Source organism: Lishizhenia tianjinensis (assembly GCF_900116425.1).
Lineage (GTDB): Bacteria > Bacteroidota > Bacteroidia > Flavobacteriales_D > Crocinitomicaceae > Lishizhenia > Lishizhenia tianjinensis.
Genome location: NZ_FPAS01000006.1, coordinates 23,364 through 49,925 on the forward strand (window position 1 = coordinate 23,364; position 26,562 = coordinate 49,925).

Consider the following 26,562-nt stretch of genomic DNA (forward strand, 5'->3'; position numbering starts at 1 on the left):
TGCACCTGTGGTGGATGTTTCTGCCAAAAACAGCAGTGGCACCCCGTCACCAAAATACTTGGGAAGAGTAGAACATATTATGGATTAGAACCGCTAAGCAAGATTTATTCTTCTTGCTTAGCGGTAGGCAGTCGTATAAAACTTCTCTTCCTAACATCCATCCCAGAAAAGAACCGCACCTGTAAATAGTTCAACCTAAACTTTTAATTTTTCTACTTTTAATTGAAGCAAAAAACACACTATGATAAAAGTTGAACAACTTAGCAAGGAGTTTGTGTTGACCCGAAAATTAAAGAAAGAACTCAACACTACGGAAGATAAAGCCGTGGCTGTTAAGAACGTGAGTTTTACCTGCGAACCAGGAAAGATTTTTTCTTTATTAGGGCCAAATGGAGCGGGGAAAACCACTACCATGCGCATGCTCTCTACAATATACAAACCCAGTTCTGGTAGCATAGAAATCGGCGGTGTTGACGCCGTGGCTCACCCACAAGAAGCACGTAAAAAGATTGGTTTTTTAACAGGTTCTACGGGACTATACGCTCGATTAACACCGAATGAACTCATCAAGTACTTCGCAGATTTATACCAAGTAGAAAAGCACGATTTTGAAAAACGTAAGAAATATCTGTACGACTTAATGGACATGCACGAATTCCAAAACAAACGCATTGGTAAGTTGAGTACGGGGATGAAGCAAAAGGTCTCTATAGCCAGAACCATGATACACGATCCTGAAATTGTTGTGTTTGATGAGCCTACAAGTGGTTTGGACGTGATAACTGCAGAAAACATCATTACCCTTATTCGCAATTGTAAGGAGGAAGGGAAAACAGTGATTTTCTCGAGTCATATTATGAGTGAAGTAGATCTTTTGTGTGATGATTTAGCCATTATCCACAAAGGAGGATTGTTGTACCAAGGAAGTATGGCAGATTTTAAGGCGAATATGGAAGCTCCAAATATTACGGCAGAATTTATTCGCATTGTTAATCAAACTAAAACGCAGCACAATGATTAATAAGATATTTCTTAAAGAATTGAAGGATACGCTTAGGGATAGAAGAACCCTGATGACGATGATTGTTATTCCCTTGCTGATTTTTCCGATTATTCTTAATGTTTTCACGGGAGTTTCTGAAAGTTTTCAGCAAGAGGCGGCAAGTAAAACCTTGAATATTGCCGTTATAGGAAATGGTTCTGATAGCTACTTTGCAAAGCAACTGGAGAAAGTACCCAATGTGCAAGGAGACAAACAATTGGTCTATATGGCCGATACTGTTGGCTTGAAGAATTTGATCAAAAAAGACTCTATTCAGTTAGCCGTTGAAGCACCTTTGGATTTTGAAAAAGCGCCTAAAAATGGCGAAATGAAAACCATTAAACTTTACTTTAACGCTACAGATTTGGGCTACAAAGAAAGAGCAGAATACTACATGGAAGCAATTAAAGCCGAAGTGAAAGGAGAACGTTTAGACGACCTGCAAATTTCTGCAACATCTGTAGACCCAGTAAATATTGACTATGTGAACATCGCTTCTACCAAAGAGGTTTTGGGTAAATTAGTAGGAGGTGTTTTACCTTACCTGTTTATCGCCTTTGGTTTTATAGGATGTATGTACCCGGCCATAGATTTATTTACCGGAGAAAAAGAAAGAGGTACCATAGAAACTTTATTAACTACACCTGTTGCTCGTTACAAAATATTAATTGGTAAAATGGGAGTAGTTGTACTTTCAGGGTTGGCAGCATCTACTTTTGCTTTGGTTGGACTTTACCTATCTTTTGAAGTATTTGACATGGCAGAAGATCCGAGAATTATAGAAGTAGTACACAGCATACTTTCTCCAGGATTTATCGCCATGCTTTATGTCTTACTTATTCCGTTAACCATTTTCTTTGCGGGAGTAATGATACCGATTTGTGTATATGCCAAATCATTTAAAGAAGCGCAAAGTATTATTACACCATTGAACATCGTAATAGTACTACCTGCTATGGTAGGATTTTTCCCAGGGATAGAATTGGATTATACAACAGCTATGATACCTGTAGTGAATGTGGTATTGGCCACTAAAGAATTAATTGCAGGAACTTTAGACCCTGTATTGTTAGCCCTTAGTTTTGGCGTAATGTTAACCCTTGCAGCAATAGCTGTAGGAGTTTCTTACAAGCAATTCGACAAGGAAGGAAATGTAGTGTTGTAAGGCCTTAATTGAGAATAAAACCGGAAAGGAGCGATAGGTAACTATTGCTCCTTTTTTTTTCAAAAACATAGAAGCACAAAAAAGGAGCAACAAATTAATGCTGCTCCCCTTGTTTTAACCAATAAAACCAGTAGGAAATAGGGTTCCCTACAACCCGAAAAATTAACCTGTAGTCCGCTGAGTCCTCACTCAACGTCCTACTAAACTCACTGCTATTAAGTTCTCTACAAAGATGAATTAAAAAATTCGTTTTCTCTGCATTGAATAATAAGTAGATCGCAACGAATAATAAATGACGAAATACAGGTTTTTAGTGATGGTTGAACAACAAAGATAGTTCATACCCTATACCCAAATTCACAAACCACGTGTTTAAATTACCTCCTAAAGCATTGATATAGCCTCCGTTAGCCTTTACACTCAAGCTAGAATTAAGGTGATAATTAAGTCCGAGACTTGGTTTAACAATCAACCCTTGTCCTGTACTAATACCTCCACCTCCTGCGGCCCCTCCAAGCACTTGAATATGACCGTGCATTTTATCCTTAAAAAAGTTGGGAGTTCTATAACCAATACCGGCTATCCCTTCAGCATAAGCTCCTGCATCACCGAAGTTGGCGAAAGAAGTTTGACCTCCAACATAAATGCTTGGATGCACATAAAAATTCAATTGAAATCCAATTTGTTGCATATCTACCATTTTGCCCGTTACACGCTGCGCTCGGTAATAATATTCTTGCGTGAGTGCTCCTTCAAAACCTTTAAAGCTGGATGATTGCGAAAAGTTTCTTGATGAATGCGGATAATAGTTTCCATTCTGAAAGACGTTATAAGCTAAGCCAAAACCGTAGTTCGTGCTCAAGAAATCAACACCTGGAGTGCTTAAAATTCCTACATCTCCAAAAAGACGTAAAGCAGAAGAAACGCGTACAGACAGTTCCGTACTTCCATAAAAGAACAAGCCACCAAAAGTATTGAGGCCGCCACCTCCGCCCCCACCTATACCGAGTTTGGGTGTTAAACGCATTCTATTCTTTAGGAAATCTAACTTTTTACCTACTCCAAATAAAATATCCATATACCCCGCTTTGATACCTCTATAGGCACCGTCGGCTTTAAAAAAGACACTAATACTCTTCCCATGTCGGAGTACTTCCAGCCCCACCAAGTGTATCGTTTTCCCTACTAAATTCCCTCTTTGGTTATACAGATTATTAAGGTGGAGTTTGTATTCTAGTTCGGTAGCGCTATGATTCCAAGTGGCATAATCCTTATTAGAATCAGTTAAAAACGTAGCTCTTCGGTTAAAGTCTGAATGTAAAAATGAAATGGGTAAAGAGAGTCCAACATTCCATTGATGACTTTCTATATTTCCGTGATCAAAGAAATTGACATAACTATAACCTGCAGATAATTTCATCAATTCTAAATCTAAACCCAAATTGACATGTGGTAAAATAAAAGCTCCTCCTCCATCAGGTGCTGAAGCCCCTCCTCCTCCACCGAAATGAAAACCTAAATCATAATAGATTTTTTTGGTGAGGTAATTCTGATACGCCAAATCAAACCCAAGGGTAAAAAAACCGCCTCTTTCTCCGTGTACAGAACCATAAATCCCGAGTCCCCCATACCAATGTTCTTTCAATTCTAAATTCAAATGAACACCAGAAAAGCCCATGTCAACTTCCCCATTCGGCATACTAACAGGATGATAATCTAAAAAGACATTTCCTTTTTGCAACTTACTGGTATATTGCTTTTGGGCAATTAAAGCCTGACTCAACAAGAGAAAACAAAGTATAAAGATGGATTTCATGGATATCAATTTCCGCCAAAAATACTAAGAATACTTTTGTTTAACCGGCCCAATTCTCTCTATCCAAACTTCTAAATTGAATAGCCTCTGCAATGTGTTGGGTTAATATCTTAGGAGCCTTTTCTAAATCTGCTATAGTCCTGGCTACTTTTAAAATTCTATCATAAGCTCTAGCTGAAAGTCCTAGCGTATCCATGGCTTTTTTTAGAATTGCATTCCCCGCTTCATCAATGGCACAATGCGACCTTAAATCTTTACTACTCATTTGAGCATTACAATGTATTCCAACCTCGCCAGCAAACCGCTCTTCTTGAATCAAGCGCGCAACAATTACACGCTCACGAATTTCTTTACTCCCCTCTTTGGGTTGATGATGCGCCAATTCATCAAAACTTACAGGTGTAACTTCAACGTGCAAATCTATTCTATCCAATAAGGGACCTGAGATCTTATTTAGGTAATTCTGTACCATACCCGGCGGACACATACAGTCCTTTTCTGGATGATTGTAATAACCGCAAGGACAAGGGTTCATGGCCGCTATCAACATAAATCCTGCAGGGTATTCTACCGTAAACTTGGCTCTGGAAATAGTGACTTGTCTATCTTCCAAGGGTTGTCGCATCACTTCCAAAACCGATCTTTTATACTCTGGTAATTCATCTAAAAACAACACCCCGTTGTGGGCCAAAGAAATTTCTCCCGGCTGTGGATAACCTCCTCCTCCAACGAGTGCTACATCACTTATGGTATGGTGAGGCTTTCTGAAAGGTCGTTGTGTAATTAAACCTAACTGTGCATCCATTTTACCGGCTACCGAATGGATTTTAGTGGTTTCCAAGGCTTCTGAAATATTCATGGGAGGAAGTATAGTTGAAAGGCGTTTGGCCAACATGGATTTTCCGGCACCTGGAGGACCAATCAAGAGCACATTATGTCCACCCGAAGCAGCAATTTCAAAGGCACGTTTAATGTTATCTTGCCCTTTTACATCCCGAAAGTCCACTCCAAACTCATCTAATTTCTGATAAAACTCTTGCGTGATATCGACTTTAACAGGATCACAAATCTTATCCCCATTAAAAAAATCAACCACTTCTGTTAGGTGCAGCATTCCGTACACATCCAATTCATCTACAATGGCTGCCTCTTTCGCATTTTCATAGGGTAAGATAATACCTTTAAAACCTTCCTTCTTTGCATTTATGGCGATGGGTAAAACACCCTTCATGGGTTTGAGATCGCCATCTAATGATAACTCTCCAAGGATTAAAAAATCAGAAAATTTATCGGTCAATACTTGTTCCGAAGCCCCCATAATTCCGAGAGCAATGGGAAGATCAAAATTACTTCCTTCTTTACGCACATCGGCTGGAGCCATGTTAATAGTTATTTCTTTTCCGGGAAATCTAAAGCCATTATTCCCCAAGGCGGCTTTAATTCTTTGCTGACTTTCTTTTACCGCACTATCTGGCAATCCTACCAAAAAAAAGTTTAAGCCATTACCAATATTTACTTCAATTGTGATGGTCAGTGCATCAATTCCGAACACGGAACTTCCATAGGTTTTTACTAACATAATACTTAGGTTAAGGTTGAGGTAGAAGTTAAGCATTTTTTTGTTCAATAAAAAATTAAAAAGTTCGTTCACTTTACAAACAACCCTCTGAGGTTCAAATACGTTAGTCCTAATACCAATCACACCCTATGAAAAAACTGCGCTTACTACTTAGTTTTCTAATACTGTTTATTTCTCAGCCTTTTAACGCTCAAAACTTACTTACAAAAGCAAGCAGCTCTGCCATAGATGAGGCCTTGGATGTAGAAACAGATAATGCTGGTAATAGCTACCTGACAGGTTTTGTTGGTGGTCAATCCAATTTTGGTGGACTTACTACAAACGCTTACGGCGGTCAAGACATTTTTGTGGCCAAGATGAACAATGCGGGGAATTTTCTCTGGGTAAAAACCTTTGGTGGAAGTGGAGCAGAACGAGGGTTGGATCTAGACATAGACAATAACGGTAATGTCTATATCACCGGTTACTTTTTTGGAACTGCTAATTTTGGAACCATTAGTTTAAGCTCTACAAGTGGATCAAGAGATTTATTTGTTGCCAAGTTAAATGGCACTAACGGTAATGTGGTTTGGGCGAATAAAGTAGGTGGAACGGATGCAGAAACAGGACATAGTGTAACCTGCGACAATTTGGGTAATGTAATCGTTGCCGGACAATTTGAGGGTAGTTTAACCTTAGGAAGCAACACCTACACCACACCCACCAATACCTCAACGGGGAGTCCAGCCTCGGCTATACTCCTTATTAAATACAACAGTTCTGGAGCCCTGGTTTGGTCGAAAGCAGGAATTTCTAACTTCAACAACAAAGCAGTTGCAGTAGATCATGATGCATCCAACAACTTATATATTACTGGAAATTTTTCTGACAATTTGACCATAGATGGTGTTACCATTTCTAACCAACAATTGAATGCCGGATACACTGCAAAATTTTCTGCAGCTGGAACACTGGATTGGTTTCGAAAAATAGTAGGTAATCCAATTTCTCCTATAGATCTCAAAATTAACGGCAGCGATCTTTTGGTAACGGGTGATTTTCAAGGTGACCTCATCTATTATGGAGCGAGTAGTAATGAAACACTCACCACCTATTATTCTAACAATTTCTTCCTACTTAAAACAAGTACAGCAGGGAATTACGTCTGGGGAGAAACTATTGGATCTAACAACCCTTTATCCGTTCGAGCACTTGCCTTAAGTGGCAACAGCGAAAGTTACCTCACAGGAACTTTTGAATGTAATTTAGAAGAAATAAGACCCAATTATGGAACAGCGCTTTGGACTTCAATTGGCGGGAATGACATTTTTGTGATGAAATTCAATGCAGCTGGAACCCAACAGTGGGATAGACATCAAGGAGGTTTAGATGACGACATGACGCACGGAATTTCCTTAAACGGGACAAACAATCCTGTGGTGTGTGGAAGTTTTAAAAACAACTTTTACATGGCCTTTGGTGGTGTTACAGGGTTTCCTACCTACATCAATAATGCGGATAAACTAACTCTAAACGGTTGTGGAGTTAATACAGGTTTGGGTACAGGCGGAAATTTGGACATACTCATATTCGAACCCTATGAAGGCACTACTCAACCTCCTTACAATTACTACCAAGATAACACCGGCGCTTGCCTTGATTCTGTAGCCGTAGCATTTGACCCTGACGTAGACTCATTAATTGGTTGCAATGGATTTTCTACAAATTATACCAGTGCATACATGACAAATGGCCCCTCTGTTTCTGTGACCTTAAATAACAGTGTACCAGGTTTACCTCCCTATTCACTCTCTAGCACTCAAACTTATTACTTAGAAGAATTTAGATTAGATGGTTGTGGATCTAGTATAGACTCTCTTTACGTTGAAATTCTTCCATCCCCTCCTACTTTATGGTTAACCGATGATGAAGGTATTAACGTTCAGAACGATCCTTACTTGGATGTTTACTTATGTGATCCTGATACTATAGACATACAATTAGAAACTGTCCCTCCCAATATGGACGTGAGTATAATTTATGGAGGAAGCGTTATTTCCGACACCAATTGGGCAAATGATTTATATCAAGACGGTCAATACCAAATACTTTTAGAGAACGAATACGGTTGTATTTCCAATTCAACCTTTAACTTTTACCTAGAAGATATAGATTACGACACCATCTCTCCCTACTTAAAATTAATAGGTGCTGTAAATGATAGTATCGCCTTTTGTGAGGGTGAATACATTAATATTTATGCCCTAGATGCAATAACCAACCCAACAGGAAACAATATTTTTTGGGATGGAGAATACATGGAAATAAGTTGGAATGGTGCGCCCTATGATTCCATCAGCGCCGGGGTAGATTTTGTAAATTCCTTCTTGATAGATTCAACGGGTTGGCACGACTTCAGTTTCAGCATAGTTATTGGCTATGACAATACCTGTGGAACTTACTTGGATACCCTTACCGTTATTGACTCCTTTTACATTGATGTTTTAGAGGTTCCTTCGATAAATTTTGATGTAGATTCACTTGTATTCATTTGTCCTGGTGGAACCGGGGTTATAGTAGCAGACACCTCACTTCCGAATTTCGTTTGGAGTGGCCCCGGGATAGTGAGTACCTCTGCAGATAATACAACTATAGTCGTGGATGAACCTGGAGGATATGTCTTTCAAGGCATCCTAACACATCCTACCAGTGGGTGTTCTACCAATGTATTTTTGGCGGAATTCATCAACTATAAACCCATTCCTTCTGTAACAAGTTCATCATCTCCGGCGGTAATTTGTCCGGGAGATTCCATCCTTATTTCCGTACCCGACATACCCTCCAACATTTCATACAATTGGATAGGTCCGAATGGAAACTCTGTTGGAAATTCCTCTTCCATTTATGTATTTGACCAAGGAGATTACTATTGTATTATCATGGATGAAGACTCTTGTCAAATCACGACGGATGACTTTAGTGTGAATGAATATACTACTCCTAATATCGATATTAGTGGAAGTCTAGTTCTTTGCGGAAATGATAGTTTAGAACTCGAAGTAGAATACTATGGAAACCCAATCTTTTATTGGGATCCAACGGGAGATACTACCGCCAGTATTTTTGTCAGCGACTCTGGTTACTACTACTGTACCATAGAATTATGTGGTATCACAACTACAGACTCAGTGTACATACAAGATATGTCGCTTGCCTTAGATTTAAATGTTGGAGACACCTTATTTTGTATAGGAGATTCCATATATGTTGAAACATCTCCCGGCCTTGCTACTTATACTTGGTCGCCCAATGGAGAAAACACCAACGGTATTTGGGTAAGCTCACCAGGAGATTATTCTGTCACCGCCACCTCTACTGACGGCTGTGTAGCCTCAACGGATACAGTAAGCATAGGTTATTTCTTTGGCAATGAAAACATGGATTTTCCGGATACCACACTTTGTATTGGCGATTCTGCCGCTTTCACCTATACAGGAAACGGAAGCATAGAATGGTTTATCAATAACAACTTGGTATCTACACAGAATACCTATGTCATCCAAACTCTAACAGATCCTTTTACCTTAGTTTATACCATAGACAGGCCTTATTGTGGACCTTACACCGATAGTTTTACGGTTGCACTCAGTAACCTACCCAGTGATATTACTTTCTTAATGGACGAATTTTATTGTCATAATGATAGTCTTATTTTAGCCACTCAAGACCCTGCAGACAATTATGAATGGACCAACAGCAACAATGAAAATTATACTGGAAACAATGTTGTAATTTACCCTATAGATGAAAACAACAGTGGCATGTATTACCTAACTGCTAGCAACCAATATTGTAGTACGGAAGATTCCATGTACATCACTGTTTTTCCATCCTTTACCCTTCAATTAAATACAGATACAAGTTTCATTTGTAAAAATTCTACAGATGAGGTCTATGATACCCTCAACAGTTACAACTCCCTCTACTGGGAATTTGAAAACAGTTTTTTCACAGATGATGAAACGCTATATGTAGATCAAAGCTTTGAAGATGGTTACTATGTTTTACAAGGACTAGATGTAAACAATTGTCCCTTCATCCCAGACTCTGTACAAGTATACAATACCAATAACCACAACTTTTTCATTCAATTAGACACAGCGGCATGTATTCATACTCAATTAAACCTCTATGCAGACGAAATTCCAAATACCAATTTTATTTGGACCCTTCCTGATGGTAGTAATCAATATACTTCAACGGTAAGTATAAATGATTTAGATTCGGTAAACATAGGTTGGTACAATGTTGAGATTGAAGTTTTCGGTAACTGCAACTTCTCTGATTCACTTTATTTGGATCTTTACCTACCCTTTGAATTCTCTTTGGGTAACGATACTTTAATTTGTAGAAAGGAATTTTATGGAATTTATCCTCCCGATGGCTTGAATACGCTTTATTGGGAAAACGGCAGTAATGAAGTTCCTCATTATGTCTTCAATGATTTCAATTCCATAATACTTACCAACATAGATGAAAATGGGTGTTATTTTTCGGATACCCTTGAACTCGAATTGAGCTCATGTACGCCTGTGGTTCCGAATGTTATAACTGTGAATGGAGATGGGATGAACGATTACTTCATCATTAAAAACTCAGAAAAACATCCGCGTAACCGTTTAGAAATAGTCAACCGATGGGGGAATCCAATTTATGAGAAAGACCATTACGACAATACTTTTAATGGTGTTGGACTCTCCGATGGAACCTATTTCTTTATCTATTATGAAGACACAGATGACAAGGAAGCGAAACCTTATACAGGCTTTCTAACCATCATTAGCGAATAAGTTTCATCCGTAAAGAGATACTCCCTTGAATCTAGATTAATATCTAAATAAAAACTTAATTTTGCGACCTATGAGTTGGTTAGCAAACAAAGTGATTTGGGTAACAGGAGCTAGTTCTGGAATAGGTGCAGAAATGGCCAAACAATGTGCAGAATTAGGTGCGAAAATTGTGTTATCTGCGCGTAACGAAACAAAGTTGAAGGCCGTTAAAGAAAGTTTACCTCGTCCGGATGATCACCTAGTACTTCCCTTGGATTTGGAGGACAATGCAGACTTCTCTCCTAAGGTTAAAGCTGTATTGGACCATTATGGAAAAATAGATGTGTTGATGAACAACGGAGGCCTCTCTCAACGTTCTGAAGCTCATGAAACACCACTAGAAGTGGACCGTAGACTTATGGAAATCAATTACTTTGGAAATATTGCTATGACCAAAGCCGTTTTACCCGTTTTCCAACAACAAAAACACGGTAAAATCATCGTAATTTCTAGTATAGCTGGAAAATTTGGCTTCTTCTTACGCTCCGCTTATGCCGCATCTAAACATGCTTTACAAGGTTTTTATGAAGCCCTACGTTTAGAGGAGGAGAAGAATAACATAGATGTATTGTTGGTATTTCCCGGAAAGATAAATACAGAAATTTCTAAGCATGCACTCAACAAAGATGGCGGTGCACACGGGGTAATGGATCACAACCAAGCAACGGGAATGCCTGTGGAAGAATGCATAGAGAAATTACTCAAAGCATTCAAACAAAATAAAAAAGAGGTTTTAATCGGAAACAAAGAAATCATGGCAGTAACCGTGAAGCGTTTCTTTCCAAAACTCTTTTATAAAATCATAAAAAAACAAAGCGCAACCTAAAAGATATGAGAATATTAATGGTTTGTTTGGGTAACATTTGTCGATCTCCCATCGCTGATGGTTTACTCAGAAGAAAAGTTGAAGAGAACAATTTAGATACCGTTGTAGATTCTGCAGGAACAGCTGCCTATCACGTAGGTGAAGCTCCAGATCCAAGAATGCGAGCAACAGGAAAACAATTTGGTACGCCTATAGACTTTTTAAGGGCAAGACAATTTGAAGTAGCAGATTTTGATGCATTCGACATCATTTACGCTATGGATAAAAGTAACTACAATAACATCTTAAAATTAGCGCGCAATGCTGCGGATGAAGCCAAGGTAAAGATGATATTGAATGAATCTAATCCAGGCATGGACCTGGAAGTCCCAGATCCATACTATGGCGGTGACCAAGGCTTTGTAGATGTTTACAATATGCTAGATATAGCAACAGATAAAATCGTAGAAAAATATTTAAAATAATGGCAAAAGGAAAACTCTATTTACTCCCTACAACTTTAGGTTCTGAAGGGTACAAACACGTCATTCCTGAAGAAGTGAGTGAATTGGCAAAAGCAACAAGGTTCTTTGCTGTTGAAGATATTAAATCAGCAAGAAGATATTTGCGTAAAATGGACAGAAGCTTTCCTATTGATGAAAGCACGTTTTTCATCCTCAATAAAAAAACGGATCCTGCTGAACTTTACAAAATGTTAAAGCCTTTGAGTAACGGTGACAACGTCGCTATTATTTCAGAAGCAGGTTGTCCGGGTATTGCAGACCCTGGTGCAGAGTTGGTAGCTTTAGCCCACGAGAAAGGACATTTCATCTCTCCATTAACAGGACCATCGTCTATTCTTCTCGCCTTAATGGGAAGTGGATTTAATGGACAAAACTTTTCTTTCCACGGTTACTTACCTAAGGTTAGAAAAGAGCGTATCAAAGCCTTGAAAGACTTTGAAGGAGATGCCAGAAGAAATGGAAATACTCACCTTTTCATGGATACACCTTTTAGAAACATGAACGTTCTGGAAGATTTATTGAATGATTTGATGGACGATACGAAAGTTTGTATTGCTTGTGATTTAACACTTCCAACAGAACGCATTCAAACCATGACGGTTAAGGATTGGCGCGACAATGCATTTGATCTGCACAAGCGACCAACTATATTTGCCATTGGTAGATAATTATTTGTAACTTTTCGAGATGAAAGTCTTATGGAAATAAAGATGCCTTCTTTGTGAGCGCATCTTTATTTTCTTAGCTTAAAAACAAATCTCATGAAAAGTTTAATCGTTTTACTCACTGCCCTCACTTTCGGTTACTTCAACACCGACAACCACTCAATTTCTCTACAAGAAGCCATAGATAAAGGTATGGTAGAGGCCAAATTCCTTTCAACAGGAGATTATTCTGGCACCTCCATCAATATAAAAATCAAATGGCTAAAGGGAAGAAAAGTACCTTTAACCATAACCCACGGAACGCAGTTTTTATCCGAAGATGAAGGAGATCAAGATATTTTCATCTTAGAAGACCAAGACATTTTTGTTAAAAGTAATGAAGAGGAAACATTTCCTTTAATCGGTTACTGTTGCCAAGCCTCTAACTCCGCTCCTTCAGAAAACTCAAGTTTTAAAATGTCTAAGGCAAGCTCTAAAGACCTTCTAAGTTTAGCAGATTTCTGCAATGGTAAAAGGCTAGACAATCATTCTAAGCAAGCTGCCATTTGGGCAATTTCTGACGACCACAGTTTAAGCGATATACACGATATAGATAACCCTATCGTTAAAAATCTTCGTAAAAAAGTTGCTGAAATTAAACACGTAGAAGATAACTGGTACAGCACGGTAACGGAATATGAAATGGACGAAAATCGCAACATATCACGTCAACCTGTAGAGGTAAAAGGAGATTTAGAGTACGAATTTAAACGAGCAGGAAAATTGAGTTATGCCGTGTACGATGCAGATGACAAATTAATTAAACATTTGGGAGATGGCCTGCCTATTACAAGGCCAGGAAGTTACAGTTTTGGTTTCAACTTAAAAGTAGAAGGATGGACACCTGGAAAATACAGTGTGAAATTAAGTATGAACGGAAACATTATTCACGCTCAAGCGTTTGAAGTATAAAACAGGGATTTAAACTAATAAATATGTTACTCATCGAAAAGCTCTTTACAACTTGTGAAGGGCTTTTATTTTTGTTTGATAATTAGAAAATGAAACAACTAAACTTCATCATTTTCATCTTCGTGATGTTGCTTCCGCTAGAGGGAAAGTCTATACAAGTAGACAGAAACCTAACGGTGGTTGAATTGACCTCTTCTAATGTAGAGGTGATTATGGATCCTGACAGAGCCTTTAACATCGATAATTTACCCCAAGAAAAATTCAATTATTTAAATCAGAACACTCTAAATTTTGGTTTTTATGATGGTGCTGTTTGGCTAAAGCTATACATAGGTGCTCCGCAACGTTTCAATTATATTTTAGAACTCAAAAACCCATATCTAGATAACGTCACCCTATTCGTTAAGAATGAAAAAAATTATTTTCAAGAATACGAGGTTGGCGATAAATTTCCTTTTTCTAAAAGAGTTGATGAACACAGATATTTCCACTTTCCTTTAACAGGTTCTCAAACCATCATTATGCGTTTTGACAATGCTGGTGATCAGTTTGCAATACCGGCGTATCTTTTCTCTAATAAAGCCTTAAACAAAAGGGATTATGAGGAGCAGTTTATCTTGGGTATTTATTATGGAATTATACTCTTTGTACTGCTTTTTAACTTTTTCATCTACTTTAGAATTCAACTCACACCGAATTTCTATTATGTCCTTTATTTGATAGGACTCATGTTGTTACAGTTAGGTTTGGGTGGACATGGCTTTCAATATTTATGGCCTTCGAGTCCGTATTTAGCCAACCACATGTTACCCATAATGGCAAGTTTGGGAGTTTTCTTCTTGTTACTTTTTGTACGCTCCTTTTTGCAACTTAAAACACTTATGCCTAGGGTAAATAAAGCCTTAACCCTCACTAGTTTCTTATTGCTTGGGGTCTTTATTCTCTCCTGCATTCCAGTGCCTATGTGCTATAAAATTTCGGTAGTTGCAGTAAATGTTATCACCTTCATACTCAACATCGCTATCATTCCTATTTCTCTTTATGCGGTTAAAAAGAAATTCAGACCTGCCCGCTTTTTTTTCTTGGCTTTTGTCTTGTTGTTCATCTCCGTTTTTATCTTCTTACTCAAAAATTTTGGATGGGTTGCCAGCAATTTCTTAACCCAGTACAGTTTGCAAATAGGTTCTTCTATAGAAGTTATTCTCCTTTCTTTTGCGATAGTAGATAGGTTTAAGATGTACAAGGAAGAGGCTTTACTTCAGCTGGAAGAAAAAAATCAACTTATTAAAGAACAAGCTACCTTATTGGAGGAAAAGGTTAATATCCGAACTGCACAGCTTTCAGAAAAATCGGATCAATTGCTGTACAAAAACAAGGAGATTTTAGACTCCATTAATTACGCTCAAAGGATACAAGACTCGGTGATGCCTTTGAAAAGTGAAATTGAAGATCACCTCAATGCCTTTGTATTTTTCCAACCTAAAGACATTGTGAGTGGTGATTTTTATTGGATCAATGAAATGGGGAAATACAAAATTCTTGCTTTGGCCGATTGTACGGGACATGGCGTACCGGGTGCCATGCTCAGCATACTTGGTATCAACACCCTGAACAATGCACTCAAACAAGCTCAACTCTCAGAACCAGCAGAAATTTTAAAATACACCAACAAGCAATTCAACATCGCGCTGGCTAAGGAAAATAAAAAAACCATACGAGATGGGATGGACATTTCTATTTGTCGCTTGGATTTGGAAGAAAACATACTTTATTTCTCTGGAGCAAATGCCAACATCTACGTCGTTCGCGACCAAGAAATAATTCAACTTAAAGGAGACAGAAACCCTATAGGATCTTTAAACATTGAGTACGATTACAGCCAACAGGAGCTTAAGCTTCAAAAAAATGATGTTATTTATTTGTTTACAGATGGTTATCCCGATCAATTTGGTGGCTTAAAAAACAAGAAGCTCAAACACAAGGAATTTAAAAACTTACTTCTCAAAATCAACACGTTAACACCTGTAGAGCAACATGCTCGTTTGGATGGCTTTATGAGAAACTGGAAGGGCAATTTTGAACAAATAGATGACATGAGTATTATCGGGTTAAAAATTTAGATGAAGCAGTTTGAAATCATTGAAATTGCTTTAACTTTAGGTATCCAACTCGCGCAACTAGGCTGTTTTCAAAATGAAGATAAGTCGCTCCATACTACTCCTACTTCTACCTATTTTGGTGGTACTTGTTTTTTCATCTTCGAAAGAACCAACTAGTCATGATTTAAGTTCAATAGAATATTTCACCACCAATTCAGATGAAATTTCACAGCTCATAGAGCAAGAGCAACTCTATATTTCTTATGCAAAAAATGACCACATCAATTTAGACGATGATTTCATTTGGTTAAAGATTGATGGAAGACTCTTCAAAAACAATAAATACATCAAAATCTTAAACAAATTAACTCCGCGTATAGAACAGTACAAAAAGATAGATAAAGGCTATATATTAATCGATAGTTCTGGTTACAACATTCCCTGTAAACAAAGGAGTTTATGTCACCAACATTTCATCTTAAACATATATCCAGAAATCAATTATTACCGCATATACAACCCGGATATCATAACCAATTTGAGATTGAATTTGCTCAATAAAAGCAGTTTAATATCTGACAATTTAAAAGAGCAAATGGGCTTTGGTATTTACTACGGCGTATTTCTCTTCTTTATTACACTGAATACATTTTTATTCATACAGCTCAAAGACAACGCCTATTTATTCAATATCAGTTTTACGTTTTTATTAGCACTCAGTTTTGCACTTTATGATGGAAACTTCTCGAGTTCTATCTTCTCGTCTATCTCTATAAACACCTATGTAATAAGTCGTGTACTTTTTCACATCCTCCTACTCAATCACCTCATCTTTGCATATTCATTCTTTGGAATAGTAAAACGAAAAAGCTATTGGAAAAAGACCTTTATTGCTTTATTTGTGCTTCAGGGGCTACTCATACTTCTCTCAACTTCCCCTTGGAGAAACCTGGATTTAGTACTTAATTACGTAAGTATTTACAACTTCTTTATACAGGTGATAATTGTATCTGTGCTCATTATTCAGGCATTGATAAAACCTAGAAATGTTAATCAAAAATACCTGATTGCCTATTTCCCCGTGATAACTCTGGTAATTGCCTACCTCTTAAAAATTTCGGGTTTAAGTTTTTTGAAGTTCAATTTTAATGACATACTCTACACCTGTCTTTCTACCCTTGTAGTATTGCTTGCCATTTACATCATTGATGCTTTTTCATCTTACAGAGAGGATGCAGAAAAGAGGTTAAAAGAAATGACCAAAATTAAAAACCACAATAACCTCAACTTAGAAAATAAGATCAATCAGGAGACTTTGTACCTGCAAGAGCAACAGAAACAACTCGAAATTAAAAACAAAGAATTGCTTGATTCGTTTCACTATGCCAAGCGTATACAAAACTCCCTGCTCACCAATGAAGCGACTATTCAAAGTGTGTTTCCGGATAGTTTTTTAATTTTTCAACCCAAAGAAATTTTAAGCACAGACTTTTATTGGGTTACCCAGGTTAGCACCAAAAACAACCCAAACTTAGTTTTGTTTTGCATAGGGAAACCCGACCAAACAGGTATACCTGGAACCTTGATAAATGCCATCATATTAAAGACCATTAGAAACTCCATTCACTCTCAAAAATTGAGTAATACAGCAAGAGTTATCAATTACATTCAACACCGCTTGGATGTTGTATTGGCTAAAAACGGGGTAAATGCAAAAAACTCTTTGATGGTTGGGGTTTACAACAAAACTAATCATCATTTATCTTTCTCTGGGAATATAGAGATGTTGGAAATTATGCGCAATGGAAAACCTTTGGACAAGCATAAATACATACACCAAACAGAGGAATACAAAGGCAGTTATATTAGTCAAGAACATGGTATAGATTTAGAGGAAAATGATGAGATTTACTTGTTTACCGAAGGAATAGAGTCCGCCCTAAACACTAAGGGGAAACATTATTTCTTACAACTACTTATGAGTTTAAGTACTGCTCCCATCTCTTTTCAAAAAGATGAAATGCTTCGGGAAGTAGCGGCTTTAAAAATTGATCAACATAAAGACCTTACCTTAATTGGATTTAAAATTTAACCCCATGGAAAAACTACGCATATATCTCATCGTAATATGTTCCTTGTGCATACACTCATGGGCGTATTCCAATTGCAACCCTCCCTATGCGATGGCCTACACGAAACTTGATCTTGAGATTTTTGACAAGAATGAATTAGAAAATTACTCCTATACAAGTTCCTCGTCGTGCAAGGTAGAAAGCTTTGGTTTTTACAAAGGAGATATCGTATTAAAGTTTGATTTGCTCGATCCGCAGTTGATTACCACTTTTCTTTCTTTAGACAATCCCCTACTTGACAGCATAGAGGTTTACTACAAGAACAGTAGAAACCAAATGCAGATGTTTTATGTGACGGGGGATTTGATGCATTTCGGAAAAAGATTAAATAAGGATTTTCTCCTTCCTTTAAAAGGACAGCAAGAATTCTACGTCAGAATCATCAATTATGGAACTCCCCTTTACCTCCCGATGTCTTATGTCAATGAAGAGGAATTAATAACCAAAAATTCAAGTCTTAACTTTTACAATGGCCTACTCTACGGAATTATCATTTTATCCATACTCTTCAACCTTTATTTATGGGTGAAAAATAGGTCGAGCATACACTACTCCTTGTACTTAAGTGCATTTTTCTTATTGGTTTTTACCCTTCAGGGATACTCCTATCAACTCCTTTGGCCTAATTCACCTTACCTTCAACAGGTTGCTATCCCTGTGGTTGTAATCTTGATAAATATTTACCTTACGCGCTTTTATCAGTTCTTTTACAGCACGCAAAAGAACTTACCATCACTCAACCGAATTTTCAATAAAATCAATACATTTTTACCTATAGGCTTACTTCTCTGTTTAATTCCAAGCTTAGAGATAGAGTTTTACAAATACCTTTTCATTAATCTACTTTCGTTAGCACTCTTTGTGTTGTACGTTGTAGGTTTTGTTAAAATATGGAAGCAATTGAACAATGAATTGTGGTTAATAAGCATATCACTTTCGGCTTTTTTCGTGAGCGCAATCATTTACATTGGAACTAATTTTCAACTTTTCCCCTACACAACAATTACCCATCACAGTTTAGAGCTCGGTGCACTTGTACAAATTTTCTTATTGACTTTTGCAATCTCTATAAGGTTTAAGAAATTCAGACAATTTAAAATTGAACAACTCATTAGAACCAATCGTTTTAAACAGCACGAAAATTTAAAGCTCTCTCAGAAGGTAGAGGACAGGAAAAAAGAAATATCTCTCCAAAGCAAAGTTTTTGAAGAACACAACTCCAACATTTTAAAATCAATTACCTATTCCTACAATGTTCAAAAAGCTTTACTTCCAGAAAGGCAGGAGATGGAAAATAATTTTAGAGAACATTTTCTTTACTACCAACCTAAAGATATTGTAAGTGGTGATTTCTATTGGGCAAAGAACATTAACGTATATGAGAATGGAGAAAAAAACAACTATACACTTGCTGCCGTTGGAGATTGCACAGGACATGGTATACCAGGAGCATTGATTAGTGTATTAGCTATCAATACCCTTAATCAAGCTATTCGATTGTCAGAAAATAAAACCACCGAAGACTTACTAAATTTCCTCAACAAAGAGATCAATACAATTTTTAACAGCAATATAGATGGCGAAAACATAAGGGATGGATTAGATATTGCGCTAATTGCAATAAATAATAGTACCAAGGTTCTGCATTACAGTACAGCCAAAAGTCAAATTTTACACCTTAGGCAAGGAAAACTCACGCGATTAAAAACGAGTAACAATCCTATAGGTATTCAGGATACTACACCTTTCTTCAGTAAAGGAGAATTACAATTAGAAACCAACGACCAATTGTATTTACTCACAGATGGATATGCCGATCAATTTGGTGGACCTTACGGCAAAAAGTATAAGATTAACATGCTTAAGTCTCAACTCGAAAGCATAGGTAATTTAGACATGGACGTACAGAAGTCCACACTGGAAGATGGTTTAAATAATTGGAAAGGAAAATTGGAACAAACCGATGATATCACCCTATTGGGAATACGTATTTAGAAATTAAAAATACGTTTCCAAACTGGCTTTTTACCATTTACATTTGTTGTCACCTTTACCGGTGTTGCTCCGGCACTCAACAACATGTGCATTGCTTGCTGGTGTTTTTGAGCCGTTGCATAATACAAAGCAGTTTTTCCTTTTTTATCTTTTATGTCTATGTCTGCTCCCTTGGCAATTAACAATTCAACGATAGCAAGACAATTGTATAATGACGCAGTAATCAAAGGGGGAACCATAGCCTCCTTTACACCGTTAACGTTTGCTCCTTTCTCTAATAATCTTTCAGCAATAACACTGTTGTTTTTCATTGCAGCATAGTGCATAGCATTGTTGCCAGTAAGATCTAACCTGTCTGGTTCTGCTCCAACACTGAGTAAGTAAAGAGATAGTTCATCATTTCCTGAACGAATAGCACTGTGCAAGGCCAATTCACCGCTGTCATCAGCGATGTTAACATCTGCTCCAAGCGCTATAATCTCTTTAACCTGTAAAAGGTTTCCTTGATGAGCATATTGAATTAAATCAGAAGCAAATTGCTTCATATCCTTGTCGATCACGTCGATAGTATTATTGGTTCGTATATCTAACATATTACAAGTTATATACGGTCTCGTGAAAAAGGTATTTTGTGTAGTAGTTGTACACAAAAAAACTCTTTTAATCCATCTCTCAAAACTTAATTGACGAAACGAAAGAAATAAGGGGTAATTAACCTACCCAATTAAGGAAGCTTACCTAAAACCTCTCACTAATTTCTATACCGAATAATTCCATACAAAGATGACAAACTTAACTCACATAAAAAGAGAGTGTTAGGTTTAATAACAAAAAGTTTATTTTAAGTAACAAATGAGAAATAATTCGTTCACACCCAATAAAAATACACCGCATGAAAAGTGAATTTCTAGGAGAACACTACCCATGTCTTCAGTCCCAAAAAAAGCCCCTCCAAAAGTATAGGAGGAGCTCAAAATAGGTATAAATATTTCTATTTTTTAATGACTTTTTTCCTTGCTTGGTTTCCTTCAGCTGTACTTACTTCAAGTAAATATACGCCCGGGATCCCTGCAAATTGAACTTGGAATTCTTGGGTACATTCAAAAGATGAATGATACACCATCTTTCCTGAGACATCAAATATTTTAACCTCGCCATTGTAATACCTCTCCCCTAAATCCAGCGTAAAAACACCATTACTAGGGTTGGGAAACACTTGTAGCTCCATCTGATTACTAAATGCATCAATAGAAAGATTATCTGCATCCTTAGAATACTCAGCTCTATTGATAGAAAGACTACCAACTGGCTCTAGGATGTACAACAATTTTGAAGACAAATCTGGCGTGTAAAAAGAATAAGAAGTAGTTACGGTAACCGTACCTTGAACCAATCCGAAGGCAGACAATAAAGTTGTAGGTGCCGGCGAACCATTTAGAAAAACACTATCTATTTCTGTAATGATTTCCTTAACGAGTATTACATCTCTAGCCGGAGCTGGTCCACCAGTACTTAAGGGGATAAACAACGTTCCATCACCTACTACCTCTGAACTAACAGATCGAAATTCTCTAACCTCTCCTGGCGCATTTACAACCCCAGAACCTACCACAGTTAAACGGTAAGGTGTACTTCTCTCATAATTACTCGACCAAGTATTTCCGAAAGATGCAGGAAACTCAAGTTGAACATGTGGTGAAGTGTACAGGTCATCATAATCTAAAAATACGAGAGAATCATCCGCTCCACCTGTTACGGCAGTAATCGAATACCCTTCCCCAAATATTTTCCTACCTTCTACCGTCCATGCACTTGCATTAAGTCCTTCGTAATGGTTGGCGGAATAAGACATCCCTTGGAAGGTGTAATACCACACACTACTATTATTTGCGTTGGTAAAAACAGGATCTCCGGATACGGCGGTGTGATCATGGGTTACAGAAGTTTCTTCCGCCAAACTTGTATAATCCCAGGATTGGTTAGAACCCGTAGCGGGTAAAACTACAGCACTTTGGTCTCTACCAAAAGTATGGGAAAAAGTTCCGGTGCGTTGGTAGTTAGCTTCTGTAATGGTAGTTTGTGCAGTTAACGTTAACGAACTCATCGCAAAGATTACTGCATTACTGAATAGTAATGTTGTTTTCATAATAATAGGTTTAATTGTTTTTCAACAAGTTAAGCCTAATTAAGGTCATAAAAAATAATTTCTATCACCCCCTAACATTATCACCTATTCATTCCTATAAATCAACGCATAAAAAAACCCTCAAACACCGAAGTGAATGAGGGCCATGTTATTCAGAAAGTGGAAGCCAATCTGAATGCTTTAGTATTTTGAAAAAAAAAAGAGACCTCTAGAAGAGATCTCTTTTTAAGTACTCGAGGCGGGACTTGAACCCGCACGCCCAAAAAGAGCACAGGATTTTAAGTCCGGCGTGTCTACCAATTCCACCACTCGAGCATCGGACTATCTTATAATTAAACGCGCTAATATAAACTCTGAGCGGGAGACGGGATTCGAACCCGCGACCCCAACCTTGGCAAGGTTGTGCTCTACCAGCTGAGCTACTCTCGCTTATAATGTTTGTAGCTAACGTTTGTTATTCTTTCAATTTTTGACTGCGTTACCGTTGTAATTCGGGTGCAAATATAGGCAAACAATTCTTATCCGCAAGCATGTTTTGTAAGTTTTTTTTAAAGTTTTTTTAATCTTTTTCATATCTAATTGATAATCAAAAACATTAAGCTAAAACTTTTTTTCACCAAATAAACATATTTTGCAAAGAAGCCTTCATATAAGGATCTCGGCCAAAATTCTCCAATAAGAAATTCAGTAACTCCTCTTCTGTTTTTACCTCCTTCTTTTTATACTCAGGTATCTTTTCTTCTATTTGAACTTTCTTAAACTCAACTTCGCGGGCAAAATAAACTACACCTCCATCTTCTGTAGCCAAACCAAGAATTAATCCAGGTAAACCATTGAAAGATTCTGGTCCTGAAGAAACAGGTATTTCTTCGGCATACCAAGCATAGATACGCAAAGAATCATTCGCTTGCCAAAATACCTTTCTACAATCGTATCCTGCTATCTTACGTTCGCTCGTGGTCATTTTCCACTCCCTTACTTTGATTGAATCTTCTATGGGTAAATCTCCACTCCAAAAAGACATCAACATGATGCGTTCTCCTGTACTGAAGTTTTGGTATACCTTATTCTTACTTGTTGCCCAACTTAAATCATCTGGAACATCGCTTTCTATGGGACGAAAAATAGACGTAGAATCGGTAAAAAACAGTTCAAACTGATCGATTTTATTTTTCTCCTTTATACGTCGTGCCCAAGGGGAGTCGCTTCCTTTGAACTTTTTCTCCAAATTGGTTTTACGCTCGAAGTAAACGCGCCCTTCTGTTTTAAAGCTTTGAGCCATCGTTCCAAAAGCGCAAAGCGTCAATGCTATGATTAAGCCCTTTCTAAAAATGCCATTGCTCATCTTTCTCTGATGTTTTAGTGTTATTAAATCTTAAGGTTGCTTTCAACAAGAAATAGCGCGCTATCACCTGTGTGGTTTGATCGGTAATGATGTTACTTTGAATATCCCTCATGATGTTGATATTCTGATTGAAAATATCATTGGCCTTCAACTCTACTATTAAATTTTCTGTTTTCAAGAAACGTCTTCCTAAACTTGCGTTTAAGATAAAAGGCTTCACGTTGTACCCTGCAGATCTATTCGTGTTCACTGTATAATCTATACGCGTTTCAAACTCCATTTTCCAAGGTAATTGATGGTAGTATCTCAAGGTGTACTCATATCTAAAATAAGGTTGATTTGCATTTCCGAAGGTACTCTTTGGAATGTTGTACCCTACCTCAGAACCCAAGGTTAACCTTATGCTGTCAAAATCAAAGGTAACTTCCATACCCCCAGAGAAGTTTGCATTCTTTGTAAGGTTCTCTAAATTTTCTATGCCAGAGGCTGGAACATTAATGATGTTTTTGGTCTCTGAATAACTAATGTTTACGTTTGGTTTTAACTCCAATTGTCTCTTCCAAAAGTTAATTCCAGCACCCGCGTAAACACCCGCATACATGTTTCCATCAACATTGATGGTTTTAGAACGGGTTCTACCATCACTTAAGTAGGTAACCTCACTAGAAAAAGCGATAGGGTTGTATTGTGCATAGGCACCCGACCAAATGTAACGACCAGTTACTGCATTCCAATTGTTAAAATTGATATTCAAGTTGTGACTATAATCAGGAATTAAATCAGGGTTACCCTCGTAAATTCTGTTTGGATTAGAGTTATCTGGAATGGGCTGTAACTGATTCAAACTGGGTTGCGAAGAACGCGTGTTATAATTCACCCTTAAACGCATAGATTTACTAAACTTATGGGTATACCTCATAGAGGGTAAAATGTTGTATACAGATTGACGGTAAGTAGTATCTCTCCATATATCGTGGTTGTCTATCTCAACATTTCTAAAGTCTGCCCCCACCATAATGTAGTCCTTGTTGGTCTCATAAGTAGCTGCTACCCCTATTCTATTTTCAAATCTTTTGTTCGAGAAATTGTTCGAGAAAGTAGAATCCAACACCTCATTACTTCCATTAATGTTAAAGGCTTCTCTACTTTGATCACCGAAGAAGTAATCAAATTTATAATCAAACTGTAGTTTCATTTTTTTACTCAAGGGCTCCACAAACTCCAAATATGCTCTGTGACCTTGAGTATTTGAGCTTCCAATTTTGTTTTGATCCGTGATAGAATCAGGAATCCCTAAACCAGGTTCGTAGGTGATGTTCGATAATAAACGTGTTGAATTATCATCCAAAGAATATCCGTATTGATATTCAAATTCTAAACTTCTATCCTTTTTCTTAAAACCTCTTCTCAAACGCAACATAGAGTTTACATCAACGCTCTCACTCGTTAAGAAATTACTTACGTAGGTTCCTGAAGTTCTAGTATTTGATGAAGTGAAATAATCTGAACTGTCTATTTGATCTCTTGAAGATGCTGTAAAGTTTACACTCGGTTCAAATTCTAAGGTCGTTAAAGAATCTATCTTCCACTCCATGTTGAAATTCAAACTGTGCGACTCCTGTGCTTGGAAACCGTAGTTATCTTCTGTATTCGTGAAGCTCGTATCTGCAAACAAATATTGAGAATTTCTACTTGTATTTTCAGTAATTGTATTGTTGTTGAAGGTATAATTCAACCCTAATTTAAGATCCTTTCCTAATTTATCGGTGTAGTAAAACCCACCTTTTAAATTTTGAGGCAGTCCTGTTCTACTGTTTCCACTTGAAAACATAACTCCATCTCGATAGCCCATATCCATCTCATTGGTTAATCCAAATCGACGAACATCACTCCAACCAAATCCTGTATTTGGTGTATTCGAAGCAAATCCGAAAACAGAAACTTTTAAATCATTCTTAAAACGATTCAACAATATTTCACCTTCATAGAAATTTTGAAAATCAGAACCTCCAGCTATTTTACCGAAGTAACCATTTTTGGCACCTTCTTTTAGTCGCACATCCATCACTTGTATGGTTTCTTCTCCGTCTCCAGTGTCTTCAACGGTTTCATAGACTTCTACCGTTTGCACTCCCTCTGCACTCAAATTCTTGGTTGCAACCGTTGGATCATCTCCAAAGAATTCATCTCCATCTACCAATACTTTGGCAACTTCTTGACCTTGCGATTTGATATTTCCTTCCTCATCAACTTCAATTCCGGGTAAGCGTTTCAAAAGATCTTCCACAACCGCATTGGGTTTCACATTGAAAGAATCTGCCTGATAGACAAGGGTGTCACCTTTAAAAAATATAGGTTCCTTGTTGGCATAAATCACCACCTCTTGCAGTTCCGTTGCTATATTCGGAAGAATCACATTGGGGATGTGTATATCTCTATTTAATTCACTCCCTATGATGAAATAACTTTTGTCGGCAAATCTCGGGTGAGTGAAAAGAAGTTCCATCTCTCCGAAAGGAATGTTATCCAATAAAAATTCTCCCGCTGCATTGGTTCTTGTAAAACCTAACAAAACAGAATCGGAAAGATTGATGGCCATAACCACAACGTTTTCGAGTGGTTTTTGATTCGTGGTATCATTCACTACCCCTGTAAATTTCATGGTTTGAGCATACACTCCCCATCCCAATAAAATACAAGTAAGGCTAAATAATAATTTGGTCATAATGCGTGTTAAAATACTTAGGTATTATTCACAACGAAAATACTTCAATATGGTACACACCTATTCATTATAATTACAAAAGTTCTTAAACCATGTTAAATGGACATATACTTTGTTCTAAGAAAAATTTAGATCATTTTTTTGTAGTACTTAATATAATCTAACTGAGATTTCAAACCCAATTTACGTTTTACATTTTTACGATGCGTCTTCACTGTTTCTATACTTATATTCAGTAATTCAGCGATTTCCTTGTTGAGTTTACCCTCCGCCATTAGTCCCAGCACCTCCTTTTCCCTTTGTGTGGGGTAGAGTATTTTGACCTTTTGTAAAACATGAACACTTGCATTGACCTCCTTTATTAAGGGTACCAAAATACCGTCGATTAATTCTGGATATATAGGACCTAACCCTATGAACTCTTCCTCCTCTTTCGGTTTAAAATAAGCTCCTCTAATAAGGGCTAATACATCCACATTGAATTGAAGTTTGTTTAAATCAAGGTTGAGGTCTTGATCCTCTCGCCGACCACAGTAGATCATCAAATCGGTTTCAATGGCCCTTTCATGTATATCATCCACCACCTTGGGGAGTATTTGATATTGATCAAAAACATAAGAGGCCACTCCCCTACAGAGTAGTTCATTTTTATTGATTAGGGTAATTCGCATAGCAGTAGTATTGGCTAGACAAGATAAGATATCT

17 protein-coding genes and 2 tRNA genes are annotated in these 26,562 nt (G+C 37.4%); 10 read left to right on the forward strand and 9 right to left on the reverse strand.

The features are described 5' to 3' along the window. Window positions 1-241 precede the first annotated feature (241 nt). Together BM327_RS14110 and BM327_RS14115 are read left to right on the forward strand one after the other, a co-directional pair. Entirely contained in the window at window positions 242-1,021 is a 780-nt protein-coding gene (locus BM327_RS14110) for an ABC transporter ATP-binding protein (protein WP_090252122.1), read from the forward strand. Next, window positions 1,014-2,207 (forward strand): ABC transporter permease, encoded by a 1,194-nt coding sequence (locus tag BM327_RS14115; RefSeq protein WP_090252127.1) that lies wholly within the window; start codon window positions 1,014-1,016, stop codon window positions 2,205-2,207. Before BM327_RS14110 ends, BM327_RS14115 begins: the two co-directional genes overlap by 8 nt. Window positions 2,208-2,517: 310 nt before the next feature. On the opposite strand, the gene BM327_RS14120 is transcribed toward BM327_RS14115, so the two are convergent. Next, entirely contained in the window at window positions 2,518-4,023 is a 1,506-nt protein-coding gene (locus tag BM327_RS14120; RefSeq protein ID WP_090252130.1) for a hypothetical protein, read from the reverse strand. 40 nt (window positions 4,024-4,063) lie between these two features. Continuing rightward, window positions 4,064-5,602 (reverse strand): YifB family Mg chelatase-like AAA ATPase, encoded by a 1,539-nt coding sequence (locus BM327_RS14125; protein ID WP_090252995.1) that lies wholly within the window; start codon window positions 5,600-5,602, stop codon window positions 4,064-4,066. A gap of 128 nt (window positions 5,603-5,730) precedes the next feature. Here BM327_RS14125 and BM327_RS14130 point away from each other — a divergent pair, with 128 nt between their 5' ends. The 8 genes from BM327_RS14130 to BM327_RS14165 all read left to right on the forward strand — a co-directional run bounded on the left by BM327_RS14130 (window position 5,731) and on the right by BM327_RS14165 (window position 19,641). After that, window positions 5,731-10,431, forward strand: coding sequence for a T9SS type B sorting domain-containing protein (locus BM327_RS14130; protein ID WP_090252135.1), 4,701 nt, complete (start codon window positions 5,731-5,733; stop codon window positions 10,429-10,431). 70 nt (window positions 10,432-10,501) lie between these two features. Further along, the gene (locus BM327_RS14135; protein ID WP_090252138.1) at window positions 10,502-11,296 is read left to right on the forward strand and encodes an SDR family oxidoreductase; all 795 of its coding nucleotides are present in this window, start codon (window positions 10,502-10,504) and stop codon (window positions 11,294-11,296) included. A gap of 5 nt (window positions 11,297-11,301) precedes the next feature. Beyond that, window positions 11,302-11,760: a low molecular weight protein-tyrosine-phosphatase gene (locus tag BM327_RS14140; protein WP_090252141.1), complete on the forward strand. Its 459-nt coding sequence runs from the start codon at window positions 11,302-11,304 to the stop codon at window positions 11,758-11,760. Continuing rightward, window positions 11,760-12,467, forward strand: coding sequence for an SAM-dependent methyltransferase (locus BM327_RS14145; protein WP_090252144.1), 708 nt, complete (start codon window positions 11,760-11,762; stop codon window positions 12,465-12,467). The genes BM327_RS14140 and BM327_RS14145 overlap by 1 nt, the downstream gene beginning before the upstream one ends. 93 nt (window positions 12,468-12,560) lie before the next feature. Beyond that, entirely contained in the window at window positions 12,561-13,415 is an 855-nt protein-coding gene (locus tag BM327_RS14150) for a hypothetical protein (protein ID WP_090252149.1), read from the forward strand. An 89-nt stretch (window positions 13,416-13,504) separates the two neighbouring features. After that, on the forward strand, window positions 13,505-15,535 hold the full coding sequence (locus BM327_RS14155; RefSeq protein ID WP_090252154.1) for a 7TM diverse intracellular signaling domain-containing protein: 2,031 nt from the start codon (window positions 13,505-13,507) through the stop codon (window positions 15,533-15,535). Between the two features lie 73 nt (window positions 15,536-15,608). Next, window positions 15,609-17,606: a 7TM diverse intracellular signaling domain-containing protein gene (locus BM327_RS14160; RefSeq protein ID WP_090252159.1), complete on the forward strand. Its 1,998-nt coding sequence runs from the start codon at window positions 15,609-15,611 to the stop codon at window positions 17,604-17,606. A 4-nt stretch (window positions 17,607-17,610) separates the two neighbouring features. Next, complete coding sequence (locus BM327_RS14165) at window positions 17,611-19,641, forward strand: 7TM diverse intracellular signaling domain-containing protein (protein WP_139230403.1); 2,031 nt, start codon at window positions 17,611-17,613, stop codon at window positions 19,639-19,641. Here the strand turns inward: BM327_RS14165 and BM327_RS14170 are convergent. The 7 genes from BM327_RS14170 to BM327_RS14200 all read right to left on the reverse strand — a co-directional run bounded on the left by BM327_RS14170 (window position 19,638) and on the right by BM327_RS14200 (window position 26,528). Continuing rightward, window positions 19,638-20,234 (reverse strand): ankyrin repeat domain-containing protein, encoded by a 597-nt coding sequence (locus tag BM327_RS14170; protein WP_090252167.1) that lies wholly within the window; start codon window positions 20,232-20,234, stop codon window positions 19,638-19,640. The two genes, BM327_RS14165 and BM327_RS14170, sit on opposite strands and share 4 nt — an antisense overlap. 398 nt (window positions 20,235-20,632) lie before the next feature. Beyond that, a complete protein-coding gene (locus BM327_RS14175) occupies window positions 20,633-21,787 on the reverse strand; it encodes a T9SS type A sorting domain-containing protein (RefSeq protein WP_090252172.1) in 1,155 nt (384 codons plus the stop codon). A gap of 230 nt (window positions 21,788-22,017) precedes the next feature. Then, window positions 22,018-22,102 (reverse strand) — tRNA-Leu (locus BM327_RS14180). 41 nt (window positions 22,103-22,143) lie between these two features. Then, window positions 22,144-22,216 (reverse strand) — tRNA-Gly (locus BM327_RS14185). Window positions 22,217-22,400: 184 nt separating this feature from the next. Continuing rightward, a complete protein-coding gene (locus BM327_RS14190; protein ID WP_090252176.1) occupies window positions 22,401-23,132 on the reverse strand; it encodes a GLPGLI family protein in 732 nt (243 codons plus the stop codon). After that, window positions 23,113-25,857: an outer membrane beta-barrel protein gene (locus BM327_RS14195; protein WP_090252180.1), complete on the reverse strand. Its 2,745-nt coding sequence runs from the start codon at window positions 25,855-25,857 to the stop codon at window positions 23,113-23,115. Before BM327_RS14195 ends, BM327_RS14190 begins: the two co-directional genes overlap by 20 nt. 128 nt (window positions 25,858-25,985) lie before the next feature. Next, window positions 25,986-26,528: a helix-turn-helix domain-containing protein gene (locus BM327_RS14200; protein WP_090253001.1), complete on the reverse strand. Its 543-nt coding sequence runs from the start codon at window positions 26,526-26,528 to the stop codon at window positions 25,986-25,988. Window positions 26,529-26,562: the final 34 nt, after the last annotated feature.